This window comes from Alteromonas sp. H39 (genome assembly GCF_047556435.1).
GTDB lineage: Bacteria > Pseudomonadota > Gammaproteobacteria > Enterobacterales > Alteromonadaceae > Alteromonas.
Map to the genome: position 1 here is coordinate 1,190,576 of NZ_CP180210.1, position 20,311 is coordinate 1,210,886.

The window sequence follows — 20,311 nt, forward strand, 5'->3', positions numbered from 1 at the left end:
TTATCCCGGTAACTTACCGGTAACAATAAGACGCATACAAAAAAGGAGTTCCTTTTGAAACAGTTGGCAAAACATATCGTTGCGACCGCGATGTTAGGTAGTGCGCTAGTAAGTACTTCGGTTATGGCCGAGCAGAAAATCGGCGTAGTAGATGTACAGGGTGTGTTTCAGGCAATGCCTCAGGCGGCTGAGATTCAAAACAGCATCCAGATGGAATTTAAAGACCAGATTGAAGAAGTTAATCAACTTCAGCGCGATGGTCAGTTCTTCGCTGAGCGCCTTCAGCGTGATGCTGCTACAATGAGTGAGCAGGAAAAGAAAGAGCTGCAGCAAAAAATTCTTGATGTGCGCGAGCAACTGGCAGAAAAAGGTCAGCCGCTACAGCAAAATATACAGCGCCGCAGCAATGAAGAACGCAATAAACTTCTGGGCCTGATCAAGCAAGCCATTGATGCAGTGGCAGCTAAAGAAGGTTATGACCTAGTACTGAACGCTGGCGCCGTGTCTTTCGCGAAAGAAGAACACGATCTGTCAGAGAAAGTGCTACAGCAGGTCGATAAAACCAATTAATTCTGACTGAACGATATTCTCGTTTTCAGTGTAGAATCCACAAACAGACTAACGCTGTGAGGCGTTGGTCTGATTTGTTTTTAACACGGAAAAGCGTATGGTTGCCGCCGTTAAGATAGTTTGGCAACTGAGGCTCAGAGGAAGGCTTTGCGCTTAAGTTGTGGCATTAGGAGAAACTTTTGGCCAATTCACTCAACACCATTGATATTCAGGAAATCCTCGATCTTCTTCCCCACCGTTACCCTTTTCTTATGATAGACAGGGTGACAGATTACGTTTTGGGTGAATCCATCCAGGCTTATAAAAACGTAACGGTTAACGAACCGTGTTTCACCGGACACTTTCCCGGCCGTCCTATTTTTCCGGGCGTGATGATTTTAGAAGCCATGGCACAAGCTGCTGGCGTTCTTGGTTTCAAGACCATGGGTAAGAACGATCAGCTATACTTGTACGCAGGCATTGACTGCGCGCGATTTAAGCGCCCTGTGGTTCCGGGAGACAAACTGGAATTCGATATACAACTTTTGAAAGAGCGCAGAGGGATCTGGAAGTTTAAAGGTGTGGCTACCGTCGATGGAAAGGAAGCGTGTAGCGCTGAATTTATGTGTGCAATCAGAGAGATAGTATAACGTGATCCATTCTACTGCCGTGATATCTGACAAGGCCACGTTGGGCAAAAATGTCACGGTTGGCCCTTTTTGTGTTGTTGATGACGATGTTGTTATTGGCGATAACTGCGTGCTTAAGTCTCACGTTGTGGTTCGCGGGCCAACGACAATAGGTAAAAACAATATTTTCTATCAGTTTTCTTCTATCGGTGAAGATTGTCAGGATAAAAAATATGCCGGTGAACGCACCGAACTAACGATTGGTGATGACAACGTGTTTCGCGAGGGCGTCACCGTTCATCGCGGTACCGTGCAGGATGAGAGCGTCACCATCATCGGTTCCCGCAACCTGCTGATGGTGAATGCGCATGTGGCACACGATTGTGTGTTGGGTGACGATATCATACTGGCAAACAATACCGCTGTAGCAGGCCACGTGCATATCGATAACTTTGCGATTGTCGGTGGCGCGGTGGGTATACATCAGTTTTGCAAAGTTGGCGCACACGCCTTTTTAGGTGCAGGTGGGATTATCCTTCGTGATGTGCCGCCCTTTGTGATGGTAAGCGGTCATAAACATATTCCCCAGGGAATTAATTCGGAAGGCCTGCGACGTCGCGGTTTTGGCAAAGATACCATTATGGAGATCAAACGTGCCTATCGGACAATTTACCGAGAGGGTAATACGATTGACGAAGCTGTAGAGAAGCTGACTTCTGCTGCTTCAGAAAATCAGGAAGTTGCTACATTGGTTGAGTTTTTGAAAAACGCCGAGCGCGGTATCATTCGTTAACATGCCAGACAAACCACTTCGAATTGGTGTGGTGGCGGGTGAACCCTCAGGGGACGTGCTCGCCGCTGGCATGATTGCCGAGATAAAACGCCAGCATCCCGATGCGATCATTGAAGGCATAGGCGGTGCGAATATGCAGGCGGCCGGTTGCCATTCGTTGTTTGACATGGAAACACTTTCAGTGATGGGACTGGTAGAAGTGTTGTCTCACCTTCCGGCAATCCTGAAAGTAAAGAAAGCGTTACTAGCACACTTTGAACAATTTCCCCCTGACGTGTTCGTCGGTGTAGACGCACCGGACTTTAATCTGCGCGTGGAAAAAGCGTTGAAGGCGAAGGGTATTCCTACCGTGCATTATGTCAGCCCAACGGTGTGGGCGTGGCGTGAAAAGCGTATTCACAAAATCAAAGCAGCGGTAAACCGGGTACTTGGTTTATTCCCTTTCGAACAAGCGGTTTACGACAAATATGACGTACCTTATACGTTTGTGGGACATACCATGGCGGATGCTGTGGCCTTGGTGCCAGATCAGGTAAAAGCCAGAGCCTTGCTGCATCTGGATGACAGTAAACCTGTACTTGCGGTCTTGCCTGGCTCGCGCCGTGGGGAAGTGGCTACGCTGTTACCTGTGTTCGTCGAGACGATGAAATGCATTCGCCAACGTCAGGCAGATTGTCAGTTTGTTATTCCGGCGGTGAATGAGCATCGACTATCAGAGATAGACAGCTTTCTGAATGCCCACTGCGACGATAGTTTACCTCGTGAATCAATCACCTTGCTGCAAGGACAAAGCCGCGACGCAATGATTGCCAGCGATACGATATTACTCGCGTCGGGTACCGCAACGCTAGAGGCCATGCTGTGCAAACGACCAATGGTGGCTGCTTATGAATTAGCACCTATGACCTACAGAATGATGCAGTGGCTGTATAAAGCGCCGTATTTCGCGCTACCCAATCTATTAGCGAACCAGCGTCTCATTCCTGAATTGCTGCAGGATGAGGTGAACCCGCAAAATTTGTGTGACCATGTTATGCATTATTTGCAATCAGATAACACTGACCTTATCCGAATCTTTACCGACATCCACAGCACGCTGAAATGCGATGCGGATAAAGTATCTGCAGAAGCGGTATTAGGAGAAATTCGTGGGTAAATACATTGCCGGTGTTGACGAAGTAGGCCGTGGTCCGCTTGTTGGAGATGTGGTTACCGCTGCCGTGATTCTGGATCCTGCACGTCCCATTGACGGGCTGACAGATTCTAAAAAGCTGTCAGAAAAAAAGCGCAATGCCTTTGCTGAAATCATAAAACGCGATGCGCTATGCTGGTCTATAGGTCGGGCCACCCCCCAGGAAATCGATCAGCTCAATATTCTGCATGCCACAATGCTTGCAATGATCCGTGCGGTTGAAGGACTATCAATGGCGCCGGATTTTGTCAGAGTGGACGGCAATCGCGTTCCGGACTGGTCATATGCGGCTGAAGCTGTGGTGAAAGGGGATAGTCTGCATGCGGAGATTTCTGCAGCGTCAATTCTGGCTAAGGTAGAGCGCGATGCGGATATGTTTGAACTTGATAAAACGTATCCCCAATACGGCTTTGCTGCCCACAAAGGATACCCAACCAAAGCACATTTCACTGCGCTTGCTGAGCATGGTGTGTTACCGTGTTACCGACAGAGTTTTAAACCCGTTCAGGCCGTACTCACGGCAAAATAGCGGATAACAACGAACAATAAGAGTGCTGCAAGACATGTCGTCGCCGTTTATCCATTTACGCGTTCACAGTGACTATTCCATGATGGACGGGCTTAACAAAACCAAGCCTATCCTTGCCAAAGTGGAAGAACTGCAAATGCCCGCAGTGGCAATTACCGACCAGATGAATATGTGTGGTCTGGTGAAGTTTTATTCCGATGCCCACAGTCGCGGCATCAAGCCAATTATTGGTACCGATTTCTGGGTTATCAATGAGACCTTTGCCGATGAGCCGTTCCGCCTGACCTTGCTGGCGATGAACAATGAAGGCTATAAAAATATTACCCTGCTGATTTCAAAAGCATATTTACGTGGTTATGTTTGTCATCGCCCAGCCATTGATCAGGCATGGCTGGCAGAACATGCTGAAGGAGTTATTGTGCTTTCCGGCGGCCTGCAGGGTGACGTTGGCGTGGGTCTGATGAAGAACAACGCCAAGATCCTGGATGAGTCAGTTTCATTCTATCAGCAGCATTTTCCTGACCGCTTTTATCTGGAGCTGATCCGAACCGGCAGACCCGGAGAGGAAGACTATTTACACCATGCTATCGAATTAGCAGAGCAGCGGGATTTACCCGTTGTAGCCACCAATGAAGTGTGCTTTTTGGAGCGCGAAGGCTTTGATGCGCACGAAATTCGGGTGGCGATCCACGATGGCTATACGCTTGACGATACCCGCAGGCCGAAACGCTACAGCGACCAGCAGTATTTGCGCACTGCCGAAGAAATGGTCGAACTGTTCAGTGATATTCCGGAAGCTATAGAAAATACCGTCGAGATTGCCAAGCGCTGTAATGTAACGGTGCGCCTGGGAGAATACTTTCTTCCGCAGTTTCCTACCGGCGGCATGACCACAGAAGACTTTCTGGTAAAAGTGTCAGAGGAAGGGCTGGAAGAGCGACTGGAGTTCTTGTTTCCTGATGAGAACAAGCGCCAGGAAATGCGTCCTGCTTATGATGAGCGACTGAAGATCGAGCTTGAAGTAATCAACCAAATGGGTTTTCCCGGATACTTCCTTATCGTGATGGAGTTTATCCAGTGGAGTAAGGATAACGGCGTGCCCGTGGGGCCTGGACGTGGTTCCGGTGCCGGCTCACTGGTAGCCTATGCGCTGAAAATTACCGATCTTGACCCGCTTGAATTCGACCTGCTTTTCGAACGATTCCTGAACCCGGAGCGGGTATCAATGCCGGATTTCGACGTCGATTTCTGTATGGATCGTCGTGATGAAGTTATTGATCATGTGGCTGAGCTTTACGGGCGTCAGGCGGTATCGCAAATTATCACTTTCGGGACGATGGCAGCAAAAGCTGTAGTCCGGGATGTCGGCCGGGTGCTGGGTCACCCGTATGGCTTTGTCGACAGAATTTCCAAGCTCATCCCGCCGGATCCCGGCATGACCCTTGGCAAAGCGTTTGAAGCCGAGCCGCGTTTGCCAGAGCTATATAATGACGATGAGGATGTCAAAGATCTCATCGACATGGCGCGCATTCTCGAAGGGGTAACCCGAAATGCCGGTAAACATGCCGGAGGCGTGGTTATTGCGCCGACAACAATCACTGATTTTGCCCCGCTGTATTGTGATGACGAAGGCAATAACCCTGTCACCCAGTTCGACAAAAACGACGTGGAAACCGCCGGGCTGGTGAAATTCGACTTTCTGGGGCTTCGTACTTTGACCATTATCCAGTGGGCGCTGGATATGATCAAAGAGGGGCAAGGCAAGGATATTGATATCAGCGCGATCCCGCTGGAGGATAAACGCAGCTTCCGCTCGCTGCAGGCCGCTGAAACCACTGCCGTATTCCAGCTGGAATCGCGCGGTATGAAAGAGCTGATTAAGCGCCTTAAGCCAGACTGCTTTGAAGATATCATCGCACTGGTAGCGCTGTTCCGCCCAGGCCCACTGCAATCGGGCATGGTGGATAACTTTATCGATCGTAAACACGGTCGCGAGGAGATTTCCTACCCGGATGCGGAATACCAGCACGAGTGCTTAAAAGAAATTCTCGAACCGACGTACGGCATTATCCTGTATCAGGAGCAGGTCATGCAGATTGCCCAGGAAATGGCTGGGTATTCATTAGGTGGCGCCGACCTGCTTCGCCGGGCAATGGGTAAGAAAAAGCCCGAGGAGATGGAAAAACAGCGGGCGGTCTTTGCCGAAGGGTCAAAAGAGAACAATATCGATCCTGATCTGGCAATGAAAATTTTTGACCTGGTAGAAAAGTTTGCCGGATATGGTTTCAACAAATCGCACTCCGCTGCATATGCACTGGTTTCCTATCAGACACTGTGGCTGAAAGTACATTACCCTGCTGAGTTTATGGCTGCCGTGATGTCGGCGGATATGGACAACACTGACAAGATTGTGACGCTGGTCGACGAGGTCGGTCGCATGGGGCTGGAAATTCTGCCGCCGGATCTGAACACAGGCCGTTATAAGTTCACCGTGGATGAAAAAGGGCGTATTGTTTACGGCATCGGCGCTATCAAAGGCGTGGGCGAAGGCCCGATTGAAGCGATTATTGAAGCCCGCGAGGCCCATGGTGCCTTTTCTGACTTGTTTGATTTTTGTGCTAAAGTGGATATCAAGCGCGTAAACAAACGGGTACTGGAAAAACTGGTGTTGGCCGGAGCTATGGATAACCTTGGCCCACACCGTGCCGCACTGATGGCATCGTTGCCGGAGGCGATTGCTGCTGCGGGGCAACATGCCAAAGCGGAGTCGTTTGGTCAGTCAGACATGTTTGGTTTGCTGACAACAGAGCCAGACGATGTTGAACAAGCGTTTGCGGACGTGCCTCAGTGGCCGGAGAAAGTCTGGCTTGAGGGAGAAAAGGATACGCTTGGGTTGTATCTGACCGGCCATCCGATAAACCAGTATGCCGATGAAATTCGTCAGTACTCGGACGGACGTTTGGTCGATTTAAAGCCCACGGGTAAAGACCAGATGGCAACCGCTGTCGGACTGGTGCTTGGTGTGCGGGTGATGACCAATAAACGAGGTCGTCGTTGGGCTATCGTGACATTAGACGATAAAAGCGCCAGAATGGACGTCAGGTTTTTCCCGGATATGTACGAACAATTTGAAAGTATTCTGGAATCTGACCGAATTTTGCTGATAAAAGGACAGGTCAGCTTTGATGATTTCTCGGGGGGCAATACAATCACCGCCCGAGATGCCATGGATATTATTCAGGCGCGTGAGAAAAATGCGAAAGCGCTGGCTCTGCACATCGATACAACACGATGTGAAGAAAAAACCATGACATCGCTTCAGACGATACTGCAGTCATTCAATGGGGGAAGTTGCCCGGTACAAATTGAGATTGTACACCCCGATGCAGAAGTGGCACTGGCATGCGGTGCGCAGTGGTATGTGACACCGGAGGATCAGCTTTTACATGATCTTAAACAGTGTCTGGGCGACGATGCAGTCAGAATTCACTATCACTAGGTCGCGGAAACGCTGACGAGGGTAGGCATAATAGGACAGAGAATGAGTATACAGTTTTTGGATTTTGAACAGCCAATTGCCGAACTAGAAGCAAAAATAGAAGAGTTGCGGTTGGTTAATCAGGGCGGTGAATTTGATGTAGGTATTGAGGAAGAAATCAATCGCCTGCGTGGGAAAAGTGCAGATTTGACCCGCAAGATTTTCGCCGATTTAGGGGCATGGCAGGTTTCTCAGCTAGCGCGCCATCCAATGCGCCCTTATACCAATGATTATATTGGTCGTATTTTTACAGAGTTCGACGAATTGGCAGGTGATCGCGCCTATGCGGATGACAAAGCCATCGTGGGCGGCCTGGCGATGCTGGACGACCAGCCCATTATGTTGATTGGCCATCAGAAAGGACGTGACACTCATGAAAAGATCAGACGTAATTTTGGTATGCCTAAGCCTGAAGGCTATCGCAAAGCCCTGCGCCTGATGAAAATGGCAGAGAGATTTAATCTGCCCATCGTGACGCTTATCGATACGCCGGGAGCCTACCCGGGGGTAGGAGCTGAAGAGCGGGGCCAGAGCGAGGCGATTGCGCGCAATCTCTTTGAAATGGCTGAGATCCGCGTACCTATCGTTTGTACGGTTATCGGTGAAGGTGGTTCGGGCGGTGCTCTGGCCATTGGTGTTGGCGATCGCGTTAACATGTTGCAGTACTCAACTTACTCCGTGATCTCGCCGGAAGGCTGCGCTTCAATTTTGTGGAAGAGTGCGGAAAAAGCGCCTCTTGCCGCTGAAGCGATGGGCGTAAGCGCACCGCAGATTAAAGAGCTGGGGCTGATTAACGCGATCGTTGAAGAGCCGCTGGGTGGGGCGCACCGCGATCACGATGGCATGGCTGCAAATCTGAAAGCCACTATCAAGCAGCAGCTAAGCCAACTAAAAGCATTGGATACGGATACGCTGATGGAAGAGCGTTATGATCGCCTGATGTCTTTTGGCTACTGCTAAGTCGCGTTGAGGGGCGTGCCAGCGGTTATGACTGAAACCGTCATTGACTCTATCGGTGCCTCGCTGGCGCGGCTCAAACCCCACACAGCCCACTCCCTTACCGTTGCCTACAGTGGCGGTGTTGATTCTACGTTATTACTGTATGCTGCGAAGGTGTTTGCCAGCGCACATCAGCTGGCGCTTTCTGCCTGCTATATAAATCATGGTCTGAGTACCAATGCCACCGCCTGGCAACAGCACTGCGCTGACATCTGTAAGCTGCTTGACGTAGAGTTTGAAGCGAAATCCGTATCAGTCGTGCCGACATCCAGAAAGAGTACCGAAGCGCTTGCCAGAGCGGCGAGATATACCGCGCTGCTCGAACACTGTCTTCACCGGCAGTCTGTATTGGTGCTGGGACAACACCAGGATGATCAACTGGAAACGGTGTTGTTGCAGTTAAAACGCGGCGCCGGACCTAAAGGTCTTGCGGCAATGCCGGAGTATCAGATCAGAGATGGCGTGGTGATGATCAGACCCATGCTTTCGCTGACGCGTGAACACATTGAAGCTACCGCAAAGCAGTTGGCCCTTAGCTGGATTGAAGATGAGTCAAACGCAGATCCCGCATACGATCGTAATTTTCTGCGTCAGCACATTATTCCGCGTTTGCAGGCACGTTGGCCCTCTATCAGTGAAACCGCAGCCAGAAGCGCAGCACTCTGTGCTGAGCAGCAGGAACTGGTTGAGCAAGCTGCTGCGGAAAAACTCGCACTGGTAAGTAAAAGCCGGGACAGGCTTGATGGTGCAAAACTAAGTGCGCTGCCCGTTATCTGGCAGCGAGCCGTATTGCGCGCGTGGTTTACTGCGCACGGCACAGAAGCCCCCTCACAGGCGCAGCTTAGTCAGGTAATATCACAGCTTAGCGCAAAACATGATGCCAGGCCTGAAGTGACAGTGCATGACACAGTGCTTCGCCGATTTCAGCAAGATTGGTTTTGGACTCATAAAAATTCATTAACGGAAGCATTCTCAGAACAGGTAATTCAAGCCGGCAAAGAAGTCTGTATTCACGCAATGGGTGTGACAATTTATGTATCTGAGGATTCGGTGCAAGGCACATATCGCTTAGTCCCTGTCAGTTTGAATGAGAAAGTGAAGCCGCAGGGGGAAAAGGTTTCAAAGCCAGTCAAGCAGTGGATGAAGGCGAATGGTATTCCACCCTGGCTGCGTCAGCCTGCCGCGTTGCTGTTACTCGAGCAGGCTCCTGTTGCTTGTGTGTATCCGGCTGGGATCCTGACGCTTCATGCGCTGCCGCCTTCCGTTCAGGTACGTGCCAGTTAACAGGCAACTTCTTGCCGCCTGACATCCACTTTTCGATACTGAAATCACATTCAGTCTGTAATGGGAGAGAGTCTTGACAGACTCAGGCTGCCTGATAGGTGTTCTTACCGCTTTCTTTTGCCTTGTAAAGTGCGCTGTCTGCGCGGTCAAACAAGGCATTGACGTCGTCCTGCTCACGGAAAATAGCCCCACCAAGACTTACAGTAACATTAAAGCGGCGCAGGAAAGTCGATGAACGAATCTGGCTTTGCAGTCGACTTGCTGCCGCCTCAAGCTGTGTTGTTGTCTGACAATCCAGCAAACAGCAAAATTCATCTCCCCCGAAACGGAACGCCTCGTCTTCGCCCCGTAGCGATTGTGCTATCTGAGTGGCAACGTTGACCAAAACGCTATCGCCTTCACGGTGTCCCCGGGTATCGTTAATCTGCTTAAAATTATCCAGATCGATTACCAGTAATCCAAAGCTTTGCTCGTGACGATGTGCACGACAAATCAAACGACTGAAAGAATCGTTAAATCCGTTACGATTGCCCAGCCCGGTTAATGTATCTTTTGTCGCGATTTGTTTTAAACGTCGAAACTCCAGAGCATGATTTAACTGCTGGCTGAAAAACTGATGAAAGTGGGCTAATTTGGCACGAGCCTGAGGGCCCGGTTCTTTATCAAAAGCATAATAAACGTATTTGGTCAGACCATCTGCTTCGCGCTGGCACATGGGGAGCGAAAGCTCGACATGGACAGCATTTGTGTCGGTTAGTTTGCCGTAGACGAGGCGGCTATCGTAATCAGAGAGGCTGACGTTAGCAATATTCAGGTGCTGGTGTAGCTGATGAAAGTACACCGAGCCCAGCGTGGCCAGATCAATTGTAGACAGTAACTGATTCATAAACGCATTCAACTGCGTCGCGCTGATCAACGAGCCCGAGTCAGTAGCTGCATAATAATTGTCATGGACTGTGCTATCGTAGATAGTAGTAGAGAAATCCATGTTCTGGCCCCTTAAAAAGTCAAATGGGAGTGCGAATTAGCAGACTGTCGGAAAACCGGCGCGTACTGACGTTTTCGCCTTACTCGCTAATCCTCAGCAAAAACTGTGCCTGAAAATAAAAAAGGAGACGTTGTGATCGGTAGTGGTTTTGTTCACGTGGTGATACTGATGTTTCTCGCTGTCGTTAGCGTGGCGTTGTTTAAACGATTCCATTTGCCCCCTATATTGGCGTACCTGTTTGCCGGGATCCTCGCCGGCCCCCAACTGCTCTCACTCTTCGCTCACCCCGAGCAGATGCACTTGCTTGCAGAAGTCGGTATTGTTTTTTTGCTGTTTTCATTGGGACTGGAATTCTCGCTGCCAAAATTGATGGCAATGCGCAGTCTGGTTTTTGGTGTTGGCCTTGGACAGATGTGTGTTACCACGTTTGTGTTCACCCTGATCCCGTTTTATCTTTTCGGCTTGCCACTCACAGCCTCTATCATTATCGGTGGGATGGTCGCACTAAGCTCTACAGCCATAGTGATTAAACAGGTCACTGAGGCAGGGATCCTCAACAATAGGCGAACTCAACTAGCAATCAGTATTTTGCTGTTCCAGGATTTGGCCGTTGTACCTTTCCTGATCGCCATCCCGTTACTCTCTGCAGAGCAGGATGTCAGCGTGGTGAGTGTACTGGCCGGTGCGTTGTTAAAAGGCACGTTAGTAGTGGCGTTTTTGCTTTCCGTAGGTAAGTGGTTTTTACCGTGGGTGTTTCGTGAAGTAGCTCGCACGCGCACCGATGAGCTATTTGTACTGACAACGATATTGGTGTCATTACTTGCTGCAGGTCTGACGTATATTTCCGGTTTGTCGATGGCATTAGGCGCATTTCTCGCAGGGATGATGCTTGGCGAGAGTCAGTACAAGTATCAGTTAGAAGCTGACATAAGACCCTTCAGAGATATTCTTATGGGCCTTTTTTTCGTCACAGTCGGAATGCAACTGGACCTTCGCGTGTTGATAGAAAGTGGTCACTGGATCATCGGCGGCGTGGTGCTGCTTATGGCGGTTAAGGTGGTGCTGGTGAGACTGGCGGCAAGGTTATTCAGATGCGATCCGGTTGATGCCTGGTCTGCCGGTTTCAAGCTTTGTCAGGTCGGTGAGTTCAGTTTTGTCATTGCGGCTCTGGCAACGACACATGGCGTCATTACTCAACAGCAGTCATCGGTCATTGTAAGTATGGGGGTGATCAGTATGGCGCTTACTCCGTGGTTGATAGAAAAAAGCCTTATCTTTGCCCGGTATTTGGTCAAACAGCCAGACATCGACGCCGATCAGCCTGTATTGTTTTCTCAGACTCCACTGACCGATCATGTTGTTATCGCCGGTTTTGGACGGGTTGGGCAGTCTGTGGCGAGAATGCTTAAAATGGAAGGGATCCCATTTATTGCCATTGATGGCGATCCGGTGCGGGTGCATGAAAGTCGCAATGCCGGAGAGCCTATTTTGTTTGGTGATTCCAGCCAGAAAGGTATTCTGGTAAATGCGGGGATAGAGCGGGCGAAACTGGTGCTGGTTACGTTTGACCAGCCTGATAAAGCGGCTCAGGTCATTAGTTCTACTCGTCAGGTGCGAGAGAATATAGAAGTCATGGTACGCACCAAACGCGATTATCAGCTTGACGCGTTATATAGTGCTGGCGCTTCGCAAGTGGTACCCGAGCTTCAGGAAGGCAGCCTGATGCTGATTTCTCAGGTTCTGCATTACGCCGGTGTACCAATGTCCCGCATTTTAAAACGCGTCAGAGCCGAGCGTAAAGGGCGTTATGATCACCTGCATGGTTTCTATCCGGGAGAGACTACGGAAATTACCTACGGTACTGAAGACAAGCTGGAGTTTATTCATGCGGTTGTGTTGAATTCTCATGCCTATTGTCTGGGGAAAACCCTCGAAGCTTTGGATTTAACCCGAATGCGGGTCAAAGTGAAGGGGCTTCGAAGAGACGGCACCGAAGTAGCAGAGCCTGATGGTAGCGCTATCCTTCAACAAGGTGATGTGCTGGTTATTGCCGGAAAGCCCAGACGTGTGGAACGGGCAGAACGATTCTTACTGGAAGGCGGATGAGCCTGAACTGCCGGCATGCAACAGTGCGGGAACGCGGCAACGACTATCCAGTGGTACTCATTACGAGTTTGTAAAAAGGCTCAGTGAAAGCCGGGCTGACAACGCGACAGTCGCGTTGCCCATCGGCAGCCAGCTGTAGTTAAACACATCAGGCGACTTTGTCGTTTTCCAAGTCTTTGAACTGCTTTTTCAGATCGTATTTTTCGTCGATTACAATTTTCTCAAGTACCTCGATACGAGACTTAAGGTTCGCGATTTCCTTCTGCATTTCCGCCTTTTCTTTATCGCTCATATCAGAACGCTTTTTTCTTCCGGCATTCGTGATTTCCACAATAACCCATCCGATAATAGCAACAATAGCAATAGCAGCTACGTATCCAGACATAATGATTTCCCTCTTTTTTGTACCTTAATAAATAAGTGTAATTTCAAAATGGTGGTTTAGCCCGAAATTCTTTACCCCATCTCGGCAATCGCTGGGGTATAATTTCTGTCGTATTTGAAATAACACAGTAGCGACTAATTGTAAGCAAGTCACTGACCAAAATATAAATTACAATATTTTCAATTGGTTAAGAAATTGTGACACGCTAAGCGTGGTACAGGTTAGTGAAATACACCAAATAAATAGCAGAATTCACCACATGCAGGATACACCAGAGCACGCAGACCATTACTGGATGCAGCAAGCATTGTCATTGTCAGAAAACGCTGAAGCGCTGGGCGAAGTGCCTGTTGGCGCTCTGGTGGTTTCAAACGGGGAGGTGATAGGGAAGGGCTGGAATACCCCGATCTCTGGTCATGATCCTTCGGCGCATGCAGAAATGAACGCATTGCGGCAGGCTGCGCTCTTCCGCCAGAATTACCGTGTCATTGATGCTACGTTGTATGTCACGCTTGAGCCATGTCCAATGTGTGCCGGACTGTTAGTGCATGCCAGGATAAGTCGGGTTGTATTTGGCGCATTCGATGAAAAAACCGGGGCGGCCGGTTCGGTCATGAATCTGCTTCAGCATGGCTCGCTAAATCATAAAGTGGATGTTACCGGAGGCGTATTAGCCGATGCATGTGGTCAGCGCTTATCTGATTTTTTCAAGCGTCGCAGGGCAGAAATAAAGGCGGCTAAAATAGCCAGGCGATCTCAGGTTACGAAGCCTGCGCCAAATCAGTAAACATATCGAAAGTATGGTACATTTTGCGGCGCTTTAGTACTTTCTGATGTGACCGCTTCAGCATCAGTCTGCGTCGGTTATTATTTTTCAATGATCTTCCTTTTCTCATTACTTTGTTCTTTTTCATAGATTGTCCTCCTGAATTCTCAGAAAGGTATCTGCGTTTCGCAACGCCTGAGACGTTTACTCATTCCGAATCCGGTACATTGCTCTTACTTTTGGTCGAAGATGTTAGTATCGGGTTACCAGATAGTCATGTGTTCACGCCTACCTTTCTCTTACCACAGGTTGTAGGGTGACGGGTAACTTTAATTAAGGCGGAATGCTGTTGGCAGTAAAATGGGGTACCAAACACCAGTGCTACCCTAATACAATAAGATGACGGCGTTATTACACTTTTCAAGTAATGTACTGCAAAAATCAGCAAGGCATCGTACGCCATAATCCGGCTGGAAATATGTGTAAAAAATCCGGTTAAAAGGTGCTGTCATAACGGAAACCACGAAACTATGATCTCATCAGTGGTAACTGATTTTACAGTGCAATACGCCCGTCCCGTCGTTCGTCGAGCCAAACCAGCGTATCATAATAACGGCGGATATTTTCTACATACTGCAGCGCTTCGTCACCTCTGGCATAACCGTATTTTGTTGTGCGGTAGTATTTTTTCTGACGCAACAAAGGCAAGCGCTGTTTTACGTCTACCCAGAGATCGGGGTTACCACCCTGGCGCTGGGTCAATACACGGGCATCTTCAAGGTGTCCCAATCCAATGTTGTAAGCCGCCAGAGCCATCCAGGTCTTGTCAGGCTCCTGAATTCTTGCCGGGATCCGAGACATCAGGCTGGCGAAATACTGCGCACCACCGCGAATACTCTGCTCGGCATCAATTCGGGACACTACATCCATATCTTTAGCCGTATCCAGGGTTAACATCATCAGCCCCCTGACCCCGGTAGGCGAGGTCGCATCAGGTTGCCAGTGACTTTCCTGATAGCTCATCGCGGCCAGCAGCCGCCAGTCGAGATCCTCACCGTATTGCCTGAACCAGTCTTCGTATTCAGGCAAGACTTGCTGTGCCGCCTCAATAAACGCACTGGTATCAACATAATTAAACTGGCGCACATGACCAAAATATTTCTCTTCAAGCACTTTAAATACGCCTGCCTGATGGATATTTCCGAAATATTCCACCAACGCTGCCCGTAAAGAGTCATCCAGCTGTGAATTAAGAGCCCAGGCAATTGGTTGTAACGTGTCGAGTGTGAAGCCAACACTCAACTGAGGAAACCGCCTGCGTTGTAGTGCAAGACGGTTGGTGTCTGCCAGTGTGTATGCCAGCTCTCCTTCGGCGACCATCTCTAACAACTCCTCGGCGTCCCTGTCAGCCGTTTCCTGCCAAGCTAGCGCAGTAAAATCAGATGCGGCGACCTCTTTGAGCATTCTGGCATGGCTACTGCCCTCAACTACCAGCAGTGGGGCAGTAAGGTCTTCCAGTGCTCGCGGGCGCTCAGCACCCTGCCTGAACACCAGTTTTTGGCTTACCTGCTGATAAGCAGGACCAAACGCAAAGCGGGATTTCATATGCTCGGTAACCGCATCGCCTGAGGCGACAAGATCCAGCGTGCCATCGCTAAGTTGGTCCAGCATGGCGTCATAAGAATAAAAGGGATAGATTTGCAGCTCTACACCCAGATAATCGGCAAACCCTTTTACCAGTTCATATTCGAAGCCTTTGGGGCCTTCCGGCCCTAGGTAGTAGGTCGTGCGGCCATACAGGGTGCCAACCCGCAGCACTTGCCGGTCAATCAGTTGTGACAACGCGTTTGGCACTGACGACTGAGTACAGCTCAGCATCAGCAAGCACAAAAGTAATGTCAGACCGCGTCGAAAATACACTTTGATCTACTCAATCCTGTCATTCAGTTAACGGGTAGCGTGCTGTTCGGGCAGAATGTAAAAAAAATCTGCCACATCACCGCCTTGCCGGTTATCAATTCGACGGAATTCCTCTATAATCCGCGCCGAAATACTCGTCAATCTAAGAAGCTGCCTGTCTACAACATCGTGTGGCTTCAAAACAACCAGGTAAAGCACTATGTTGGTCCTTCGAGGCGCTCCCGCACTGTCAGAGTTTAACCAAACTAAACTGATCACAAAGCTGGGTCAATCCGGCATCTCCATCAAAGGTATATATAGCGAATACGTTCACCTAGCCGAGACCCGTCAGGCGCTCTCTGACGACCACCAGTCTATTCTGGATAAACTGCTGACCTACGGCCCGGCCAGACAAAGCCAGCAGCCGCAGGGGCAACTGTTTTTCGTCACACCCCGGCCGGGTACGATTTCTCCCTGGTCTTCAAAAGCCACAGATATCGCACACAATTGCTCGCTGAATGACATTGTGCGTATAGAGCGGGGATGTGCTTATTATATCGATACTGACCAACCGCTGTCTGAGAGTGACGCTCAGGTCGTTGCGGCGGCACTGCATGACCGCATGACGGAGGTGGTGTTTCATTCCCTGGATGATGCATCTGTACTGTTTCAGCAAGCGGAGCCAAAGTCTTTCAGCTCTGTTGATGTCCTTGGCAATGGCAAACAGGCACTGGTTGAGGCCAACATCTCCCTTGGGCTTGCACTCGCTGACGACGAGATAGACTACCTGTTCGAGAGTTTCACAAAACTGGGGCGTAACCCGAATGATGTGGAACTGTATATGTTTGCTCAGGCAAACTCTGAGCACTGCCGTCACAAAATTTTTAACGCCAGCTGGACGATCGATGGCGTAGAGCAGGAAAAATCCCTGTTCAAAATGATCAAAAACACCTTCGAACTGTGCCCGGACTATGTGCATTCCGCTTACAAAGATAATGCCGCGGTTATGGAAGGCTGGACAGCAGGACGCTTTTTCCCCAACCCGCAAACTCACCAATACGAATATAATCACGAAGATATCGCGATTCTGATGAAAGTCGAGACGCACAACCACCCAACGGCCATTTCGCCGTTCCCGGGCGCGGCTACAGGATCTGGCGGTGAAATTCGTGATGAAGGCGCGACCGGACGCGGCTCAAAACCTAAAGCGGGCCTGGTGGGCTTTAGTGTCTCAAATCTACACATTCCTGGCGCACAGCAACCCTGGGAAGCGGTATACGGTAAGCCTGAACGTATCGTCAGCGCGCTGGATATCATGATTGACGGCCCGCTGGGTGGCGCAGCTTTCAATAACGAATTTGGTCGCCCCAATCTGCTGGGTTACTTCCGTACCTATGAACAGGAAGTGGCAAGTTTCAATGGTGTCGAGGTGCGCGGTTATCACAAGCCCATCATGCTGGCAGGTGGCCTGGGCAACATCCGTCATTCACACATTGAGAAGGGCGAGATCACCGTAGGTGCCAAGCTGATCGTGTTAGGCGGACCGGCAATGAATATCGGTCTTGGCGGCGGCGCCGCGTCATCAATGGCGTCGGGACAATCTAATGAAGATCTGGACTTTGCGTCAGTACAGCGTGATAACCCGGAAATGGAGCGTCGCTGTCAGGAAGTCATCGATGCCTGCTGGCAGTTAGGAGAAAACAACCCTATTCAGTTCATCCATGATGTAGGCGCGGGTGGTCTGTCAAATGCATTACCAGAACTGGTTAACGACGGCGAGCGAGGCGGACGTTTTGAGCTTCGTAATGTGCTGTCTGACGAGCCGGGTATGACACCACTGGAATTATGGTGTAACGAGTCGCAGGAGCGCTATGTGATGTCGGTGGCGGAAAAAGACCTGCCGGTATTTGAAGCTATCTGTCAGCGTGAGCGCGCGCCGTTCGCTGTGGTGGGCGAAGCCACCGCTGAGCGTCACCTGCTTCTAAACGACAAACATTTTGATAATCAGCCCATCGATATGCCGCTGGATGTGCTTTTAGGCAAGCCACCTAAAATGCACCGCGATGTTACCTCTACCCAAACCCAGGCTGTAGAGCTTAATCGTGAAGGCATGTCAGTCGATGAGGCGGTAAAACGTATTCTGGCCTTGCCAACGGTCGCTGAAAAAACCTTCCTTATCACTATTGGTGATCGTTCAGTAACCGGTCTTGTAAGTCGTGACCAAATGGTGGGCCCATGGCAAATTCCGGTAGCCGATGTGGCCGTCACTGCCACGGCGTTTGATACCTATCACGGTGAAGCGATGGCCATGGGTGAGCGCACGCCGGTAGCGTTGCTTTCGCATGCCGCATCCGCGCGTCTTGCGGTTGGCGAATCTCTGACAAACATCGCTGCGGCCCCAATTGGTGATTTGAAACGCATCAAGCTTTCAGCAAACTGGATGGCCGCAGCCGGTCATCCGGGTGAAGACGCCGGACTTTATGAAGCGGTAAAAGCCGTTGGTGAAGAGCTTTGTCCGGCGCTGGGTCTGACGATCCCGGTGGGCAAAGACTCCATGTCGATGAAAACGGCATGGCAGGATGAGACCGGCGAAAAATCAGTAACATCGCCGCTGTCTCTGGTTATTTCTGCATTTGGTGCGGTAACCGATATCCGTAAAACGGTCACGCCTCAGCTTCGTACCGACAAAGGCGATACCCGCTTATTACTGATTGACCTGGGTAATGGACAGAACCGCCTTGGCGGGAGCTGTCTGGCGCAGGTATATGGTCAGCTTGGGACATCACCGGCTGATGTGGATTCTCCTGAGCTGCTGGCAAACTATTTCAATGCTGTTCAGAAACTGGTTGCTCAGGGGCTGGTGCAGGCTTACCACGACCGTTCAGATGGTGGTTTATTTACTACCGTAGCGGAGATGGCCTTTGCAGGAAATACCGGTGTATCAGTAGAGCTGGCCGGCTTGGGGAATGACGATTTGGCCGTGCTGTTCTCAGAGGAACTGGGCGGCGTTATTCAGGTTAAGGACAGCGACCTTGATACCGTTAATGCAATACTGGACGAATACGATTTAGGCGATGTTTCACATGATATTGGAACGCTGAATGCGTCCGATAGCGTCGTCTTCACACGTGATGGCCAGACTGTTATCAGTGACAGCCGTGTCAGTCTGCGCATGCAGTGGGCATCGACCACTTACCAAATGCAGCGTTTACGAGACAACCCGGCCTGTGCAGATGAAGAGCACGAGGCCAAAAAAGATGTTGCCAACCCAGGGCTTCATGCCGCGCTTACTTACAATGTGAATGAAGACGTAGCCGCGCCCTTTATTGCCAAGGGCACTAAGCCTTCTGTCGCGATATTGCGCGAGCAGGGCGTAAACTCTCACCTGGAGATGGCAGCCGCGTTCACCCGAGCTGGCTTTAATGCGATCGACGTACATATGAGTGACGTACTTCAGGGCCGGGTCGATCTGGCGCAGTTCCAGGGACTGGCCGCCTGTGGTGGCTTCTCCTATGGTGATGTACTGGGAGCCGGTGAAGGCTGGGCGAAGTCAATTCTGTTTAACGCCCGAGCCCGTGATGCGTTTGCAGCGTTCTTTACCCGTCAGGACACGTTCAGCCTGGGTGTGTGTAACGGCTGTCAGATGCTTTCTAACCTGAAATCACTGATCCCTGGCACAGACCACTGGCCACACTTTGTGACGAACCAGTCGGCCCGCTTTGAAGCGCGTGTTGCCATGGTAGAAGTGCAGTCTTCCAAGTCTGTATTACTACAGGGAATGGAAGGGTCTCGCATGCCGATCGCGGTGTCACACGGGGAGGGGCAGGCCGAATTCACCAATACGGGGGCCATTGCATCTTTGAGTCAACAACAGCAGGTTGCGCTTCGTTACATCGACAACTATGGCAAGGTAACGACGCAATACCCGGCTAACCCGAACGGCTCACCTGAGGGTATCACCGGACTGACATCTCAGGACGGTCGCTGTACGATTATGATGCCTCACCCTGAGCGTGTGTTCCGCACCGTGGCTAACTCCTGGCGACCTGATGACTGGCAGGAAGACGGTGCGTGGATGCGTATGTTCAGAAATGCCAGGGTTTTTGTTGGCTAAATTGAACTTATTACTGATGACAGGGTCGAAAAAACGAACAGATGCCTTGTCATCAGTTTGTCACTGAATTACAGTAAGTGGCTGCATGGAATGCGCTTGAGATACAAGGACTTGTGTGTTGGGGTCAATTACCTGCGTGTATTGCGTCGGGTAATATAACAATAAGAGACGAATATGAATCGTTCATCAAAAGGGTTTGGGTTAACCGGGGTCGCCGTTGCCGTACTGCTTATGATTGTCACTGCAGTGTTCAGCTCTTCTGCTCAGTCAGCAGAAACGTCCTCAGCACCAACCAGTTTGACGTCGATTAAGTAATCAGCGCTGATAATCGCCAGCTACCTTTCTTGCCAGATGTGGCAGGGCTTCATGCGCCCTGAAAAGCGCAGCTAGTGTCCAAGCTTAAGTTTCCTGTCTTCACGCCATCTGCAAACAACGATATGTCTTGGTGATCGTTGATTTCTATTGTAGTTACGTCACGTTTCATAAAACGTTCACCGGTGGAAGATAGCAATTTCAGTAAGTACATTTGCTATGTCCACA

At 50.2% G+C, this 20,311-nt stretch carries 15 protein-coding genes; 12 read left to right on the forward strand and 3 right to left on the reverse strand.

Annotated features, from left to right (window positions below; all coding sequences use genetic code 11):
* The first annotated feature begins 54 nt into the window (after positions 1–54).
* The 8 genes from ACLBLI_RS05165 (at position 55) to tilS (ending at position 9,513) form a co-directional block, all read left to right on the forward strand.
* Positions 55–570: an OmpH family outer membrane protein gene (locus ACLBLI_RS05165; RefSeq protein WP_414830074.1), complete on the forward strand. Its 516-nt coding sequence runs from the start codon at positions 55–57 to the stop codon at positions 568–570.
* 179 nt (positions 571–749) lie between these two features.
* Positions 750–1,199, forward strand: a complete 450-nt coding sequence (gene fabZ / locus ACLBLI_RS05170) for a 3-hydroxyacyl-ACP dehydratase FabZ (RefSeq protein WP_218310885.1) — start codon at positions 750–752, stop codon at positions 1,197–1,199.
* Position 1,200: 1 nt separating this feature from the next.
* On the forward strand, positions 1,201–1,971 hold the full coding sequence (lpxA, locus tag ACLBLI_RS05175) for an acyl-ACP--UDP-N-acetylglucosamine O-acyltransferase (protein ID WP_414830075.1): 771 nt from the start codon (positions 1,201–1,203) through the stop codon (positions 1,969–1,971).
* Position 1,972: 1 nt separating this feature from the next.
* Positions 1,973–3,127, forward strand: coding sequence for a lipid-A-disaccharide synthase (gene lpxB / locus ACLBLI_RS05180; RefSeq protein WP_414830076.1), 1,155 nt, complete (start codon positions 1,973–1,975; stop codon positions 3,125–3,127).
* On the forward strand, positions 3,120–3,692 hold the full coding sequence (gene rnhB / locus ACLBLI_RS05185) for a ribonuclease HII (RefSeq protein ID WP_414830077.1): 573 nt from the start codon (positions 3,120–3,122) through the stop codon (positions 3,690–3,692). The genes lpxB and rnhB overlap by 8 nt, the downstream gene beginning before the upstream one ends.
* A 34-nt stretch (positions 3,693–3,726) precedes the next feature.
* A complete protein-coding gene (gene dnaE / locus ACLBLI_RS05190) occupies positions 3,727–7,191 on the forward strand; it encodes a DNA polymerase III subunit alpha (RefSeq protein WP_414830078.1) in 3,465 nt (1,154 codons plus the stop codon).
* 42 nt (positions 7,192–7,233) lie between these two features.
* A complete protein-coding gene (accA, locus tag ACLBLI_RS05195) occupies positions 7,234–8,190 on the forward strand; it encodes an acetyl-CoA carboxylase carboxyl transferase subunit alpha (RefSeq protein ID WP_414830079.1) in 957 nt (318 codons plus the stop codon).
* A 27-nt stretch (positions 8,191–8,217) separates the two neighbouring features.
* Positions 8,218–9,513, forward strand: coding sequence for a tRNA lysidine(34) synthetase TilS (gene tilS, locus ACLBLI_RS05200; protein WP_414830080.1), 1,296 nt, complete (start codon positions 8,218–8,220; stop codon positions 9,511–9,513).
* An 82-nt stretch (positions 9,514–9,595) separates the two neighbouring features.
* On the opposite strand, the gene ACLBLI_RS05205 is transcribed toward tilS, so the two are convergent.
* The gene (locus tag ACLBLI_RS05205; protein WP_414830081.1) at positions 9,596–10,501 is read right to left on the reverse strand and encodes a GGDEF domain-containing protein; all 906 of its coding nucleotides are present in this window, start codon (positions 10,499–10,501) and stop codon (positions 9,596–9,598) included.
* Positions 10,502–10,669: 168 nt separating this feature from the next.
* On the opposite strand from ACLBLI_RS05205, the gene ACLBLI_RS05210 reads away from it, so the two are divergent.
* Positions 10,670–12,607 carry a cation:proton antiporter gene (locus ACLBLI_RS05210; RefSeq protein WP_414830910.1) on the forward strand — a complete coding sequence of 646 codons (1,938 nt, stop codon included), beginning with the start codon at positions 10,670–10,672 and terminating at the stop codon, positions 12,605–12,607.
* 148 nt (positions 12,608–12,755) lie between these two features.
* On the opposite strand, the gene ACLBLI_RS05215 is transcribed toward ACLBLI_RS05210, so the two are convergent.
* Positions 12,756–12,992, reverse strand: coding sequence for a hypothetical protein (locus ACLBLI_RS05215; RefSeq protein ID WP_414830082.1), 237 nt, complete (start codon positions 12,990–12,992; stop codon positions 12,756–12,758).
* Positions 12,993–13,251: 259 nt separating this feature from the next.
* On the opposite strand from ACLBLI_RS05215, the gene tadA reads away from it, so the two are divergent.
* Positions 13,252–13,779 (forward strand): tRNA adenosine(34) deaminase TadA, encoded by a 528-nt coding sequence (gene tadA, locus ACLBLI_RS05220; protein ID WP_414830083.1) that lies wholly within the window; start codon positions 13,252–13,254, stop codon positions 13,777–13,779.
* A 534-nt stretch (positions 13,780–14,313) separates the two neighbouring features.
* Here the strand turns inward: tadA and mltF are convergent.
* Positions 14,314–15,636, reverse strand: coding sequence for a membrane-bound lytic murein transglycosylase MltF (mltF, locus tag ACLBLI_RS05225; RefSeq protein WP_414830911.1), 1,323 nt, complete (start codon positions 15,634–15,636; stop codon positions 14,314–14,316).
* A 241-nt stretch (positions 15,637–15,877) separates the two neighbouring features.
* Here mltF and purL point away from each other — a divergent pair, with 241 nt between their 5' ends.
* A complete protein-coding gene (gene purL, locus ACLBLI_RS05230; RefSeq protein ID WP_414830084.1) occupies positions 15,878–19,771 on the forward strand; it encodes a phosphoribosylformylglycinamidine synthase in 3,894 nt (1,297 codons plus the stop codon).
* Positions 19,772–19,945: 174 nt separating this feature from the next.
* Positions 19,946–20,086, forward strand: a complete 141-nt coding sequence (locus ACLBLI_RS05235; RefSeq protein ID WP_414830085.1) for a hypothetical protein — start codon at positions 19,946–19,948, stop codon at positions 20,084–20,086.
* Positions 20,087–20,311 lie beyond the last annotated feature (225 nt).

Excerpts from the sequence above, each read along its gene's own strand:
- dnaE (WP_414830078.1), top strand. The coding sequence starts at position 3,727 with ATGTCGTCGCCGTTTATCCATTTACGCGTTCACAGTGACTATTCCATG.
- ACLBLI_RS05210 (WP_414830910.1), top strand. The coding sequence starts at position 10,670 with ATGTTTCTCGCTGTCGTTAGCGTGGCGTTGTTTAAACGATTCCATTTG.
- tilS (WP_414830080.1), top strand. The coding sequence starts at position 8,218 with ATGACTGAAACCGTCATTGACTCTATCGGTGCCTCGCTGGCGCGGCTC.
- ACLBLI_RS05235 (WP_414830085.1), top strand. The coding sequence starts at position 19,946 with ATGAATCGTTCATCAAAAGGGTTTGGGTTAACCGGGGTCGCCGTTGCC.
- tadA (WP_414830083.1), top strand. The coding sequence starts at position 13,252 with ATGCAGGATACACCAGAGCACGCAGACCATTACTGGATGCAGCAAGCA.
- mltF (WP_414830911.1), bottom strand. The coding sequence starts at position 15,636 with ATGCTGAGCTGTACTCAGTCGTCAGTGCCAAACGCGTTGTCACAACTG.
- accA (WP_414830079.1), top strand. The coding sequence starts at position 7,234 with ATGAGTATACAGTTTTTGGATTTTGAACAGCCAATTGCCGAACTAGAA.
- purL (WP_414830084.1), top strand. The coding sequence starts at position 15,878 with ATGTTGGTCCTTCGAGGCGCTCCCGCACTGTCAGAGTTTAACCAAACT.
- lpxB (WP_414830076.1), top strand. The coding sequence starts at position 1,973 with ATGCCAGACAAACCACTTCGAATTGGTGTGGTGGCGGGTGAACCCTCA.
- ACLBLI_RS05205 (WP_414830081.1), bottom strand. The coding sequence starts at position 10,501 with ATGGATTTCTCTACTACTATCTACGATAGCACAGTCCATGACAATTAT.
- ACLBLI_RS05215 (WP_414830082.1), bottom strand. The coding sequence starts at position 12,992 with ATGTCTGGATACGTAGCTGCTATTGCTATTGTTGCTATTATCGGATGG.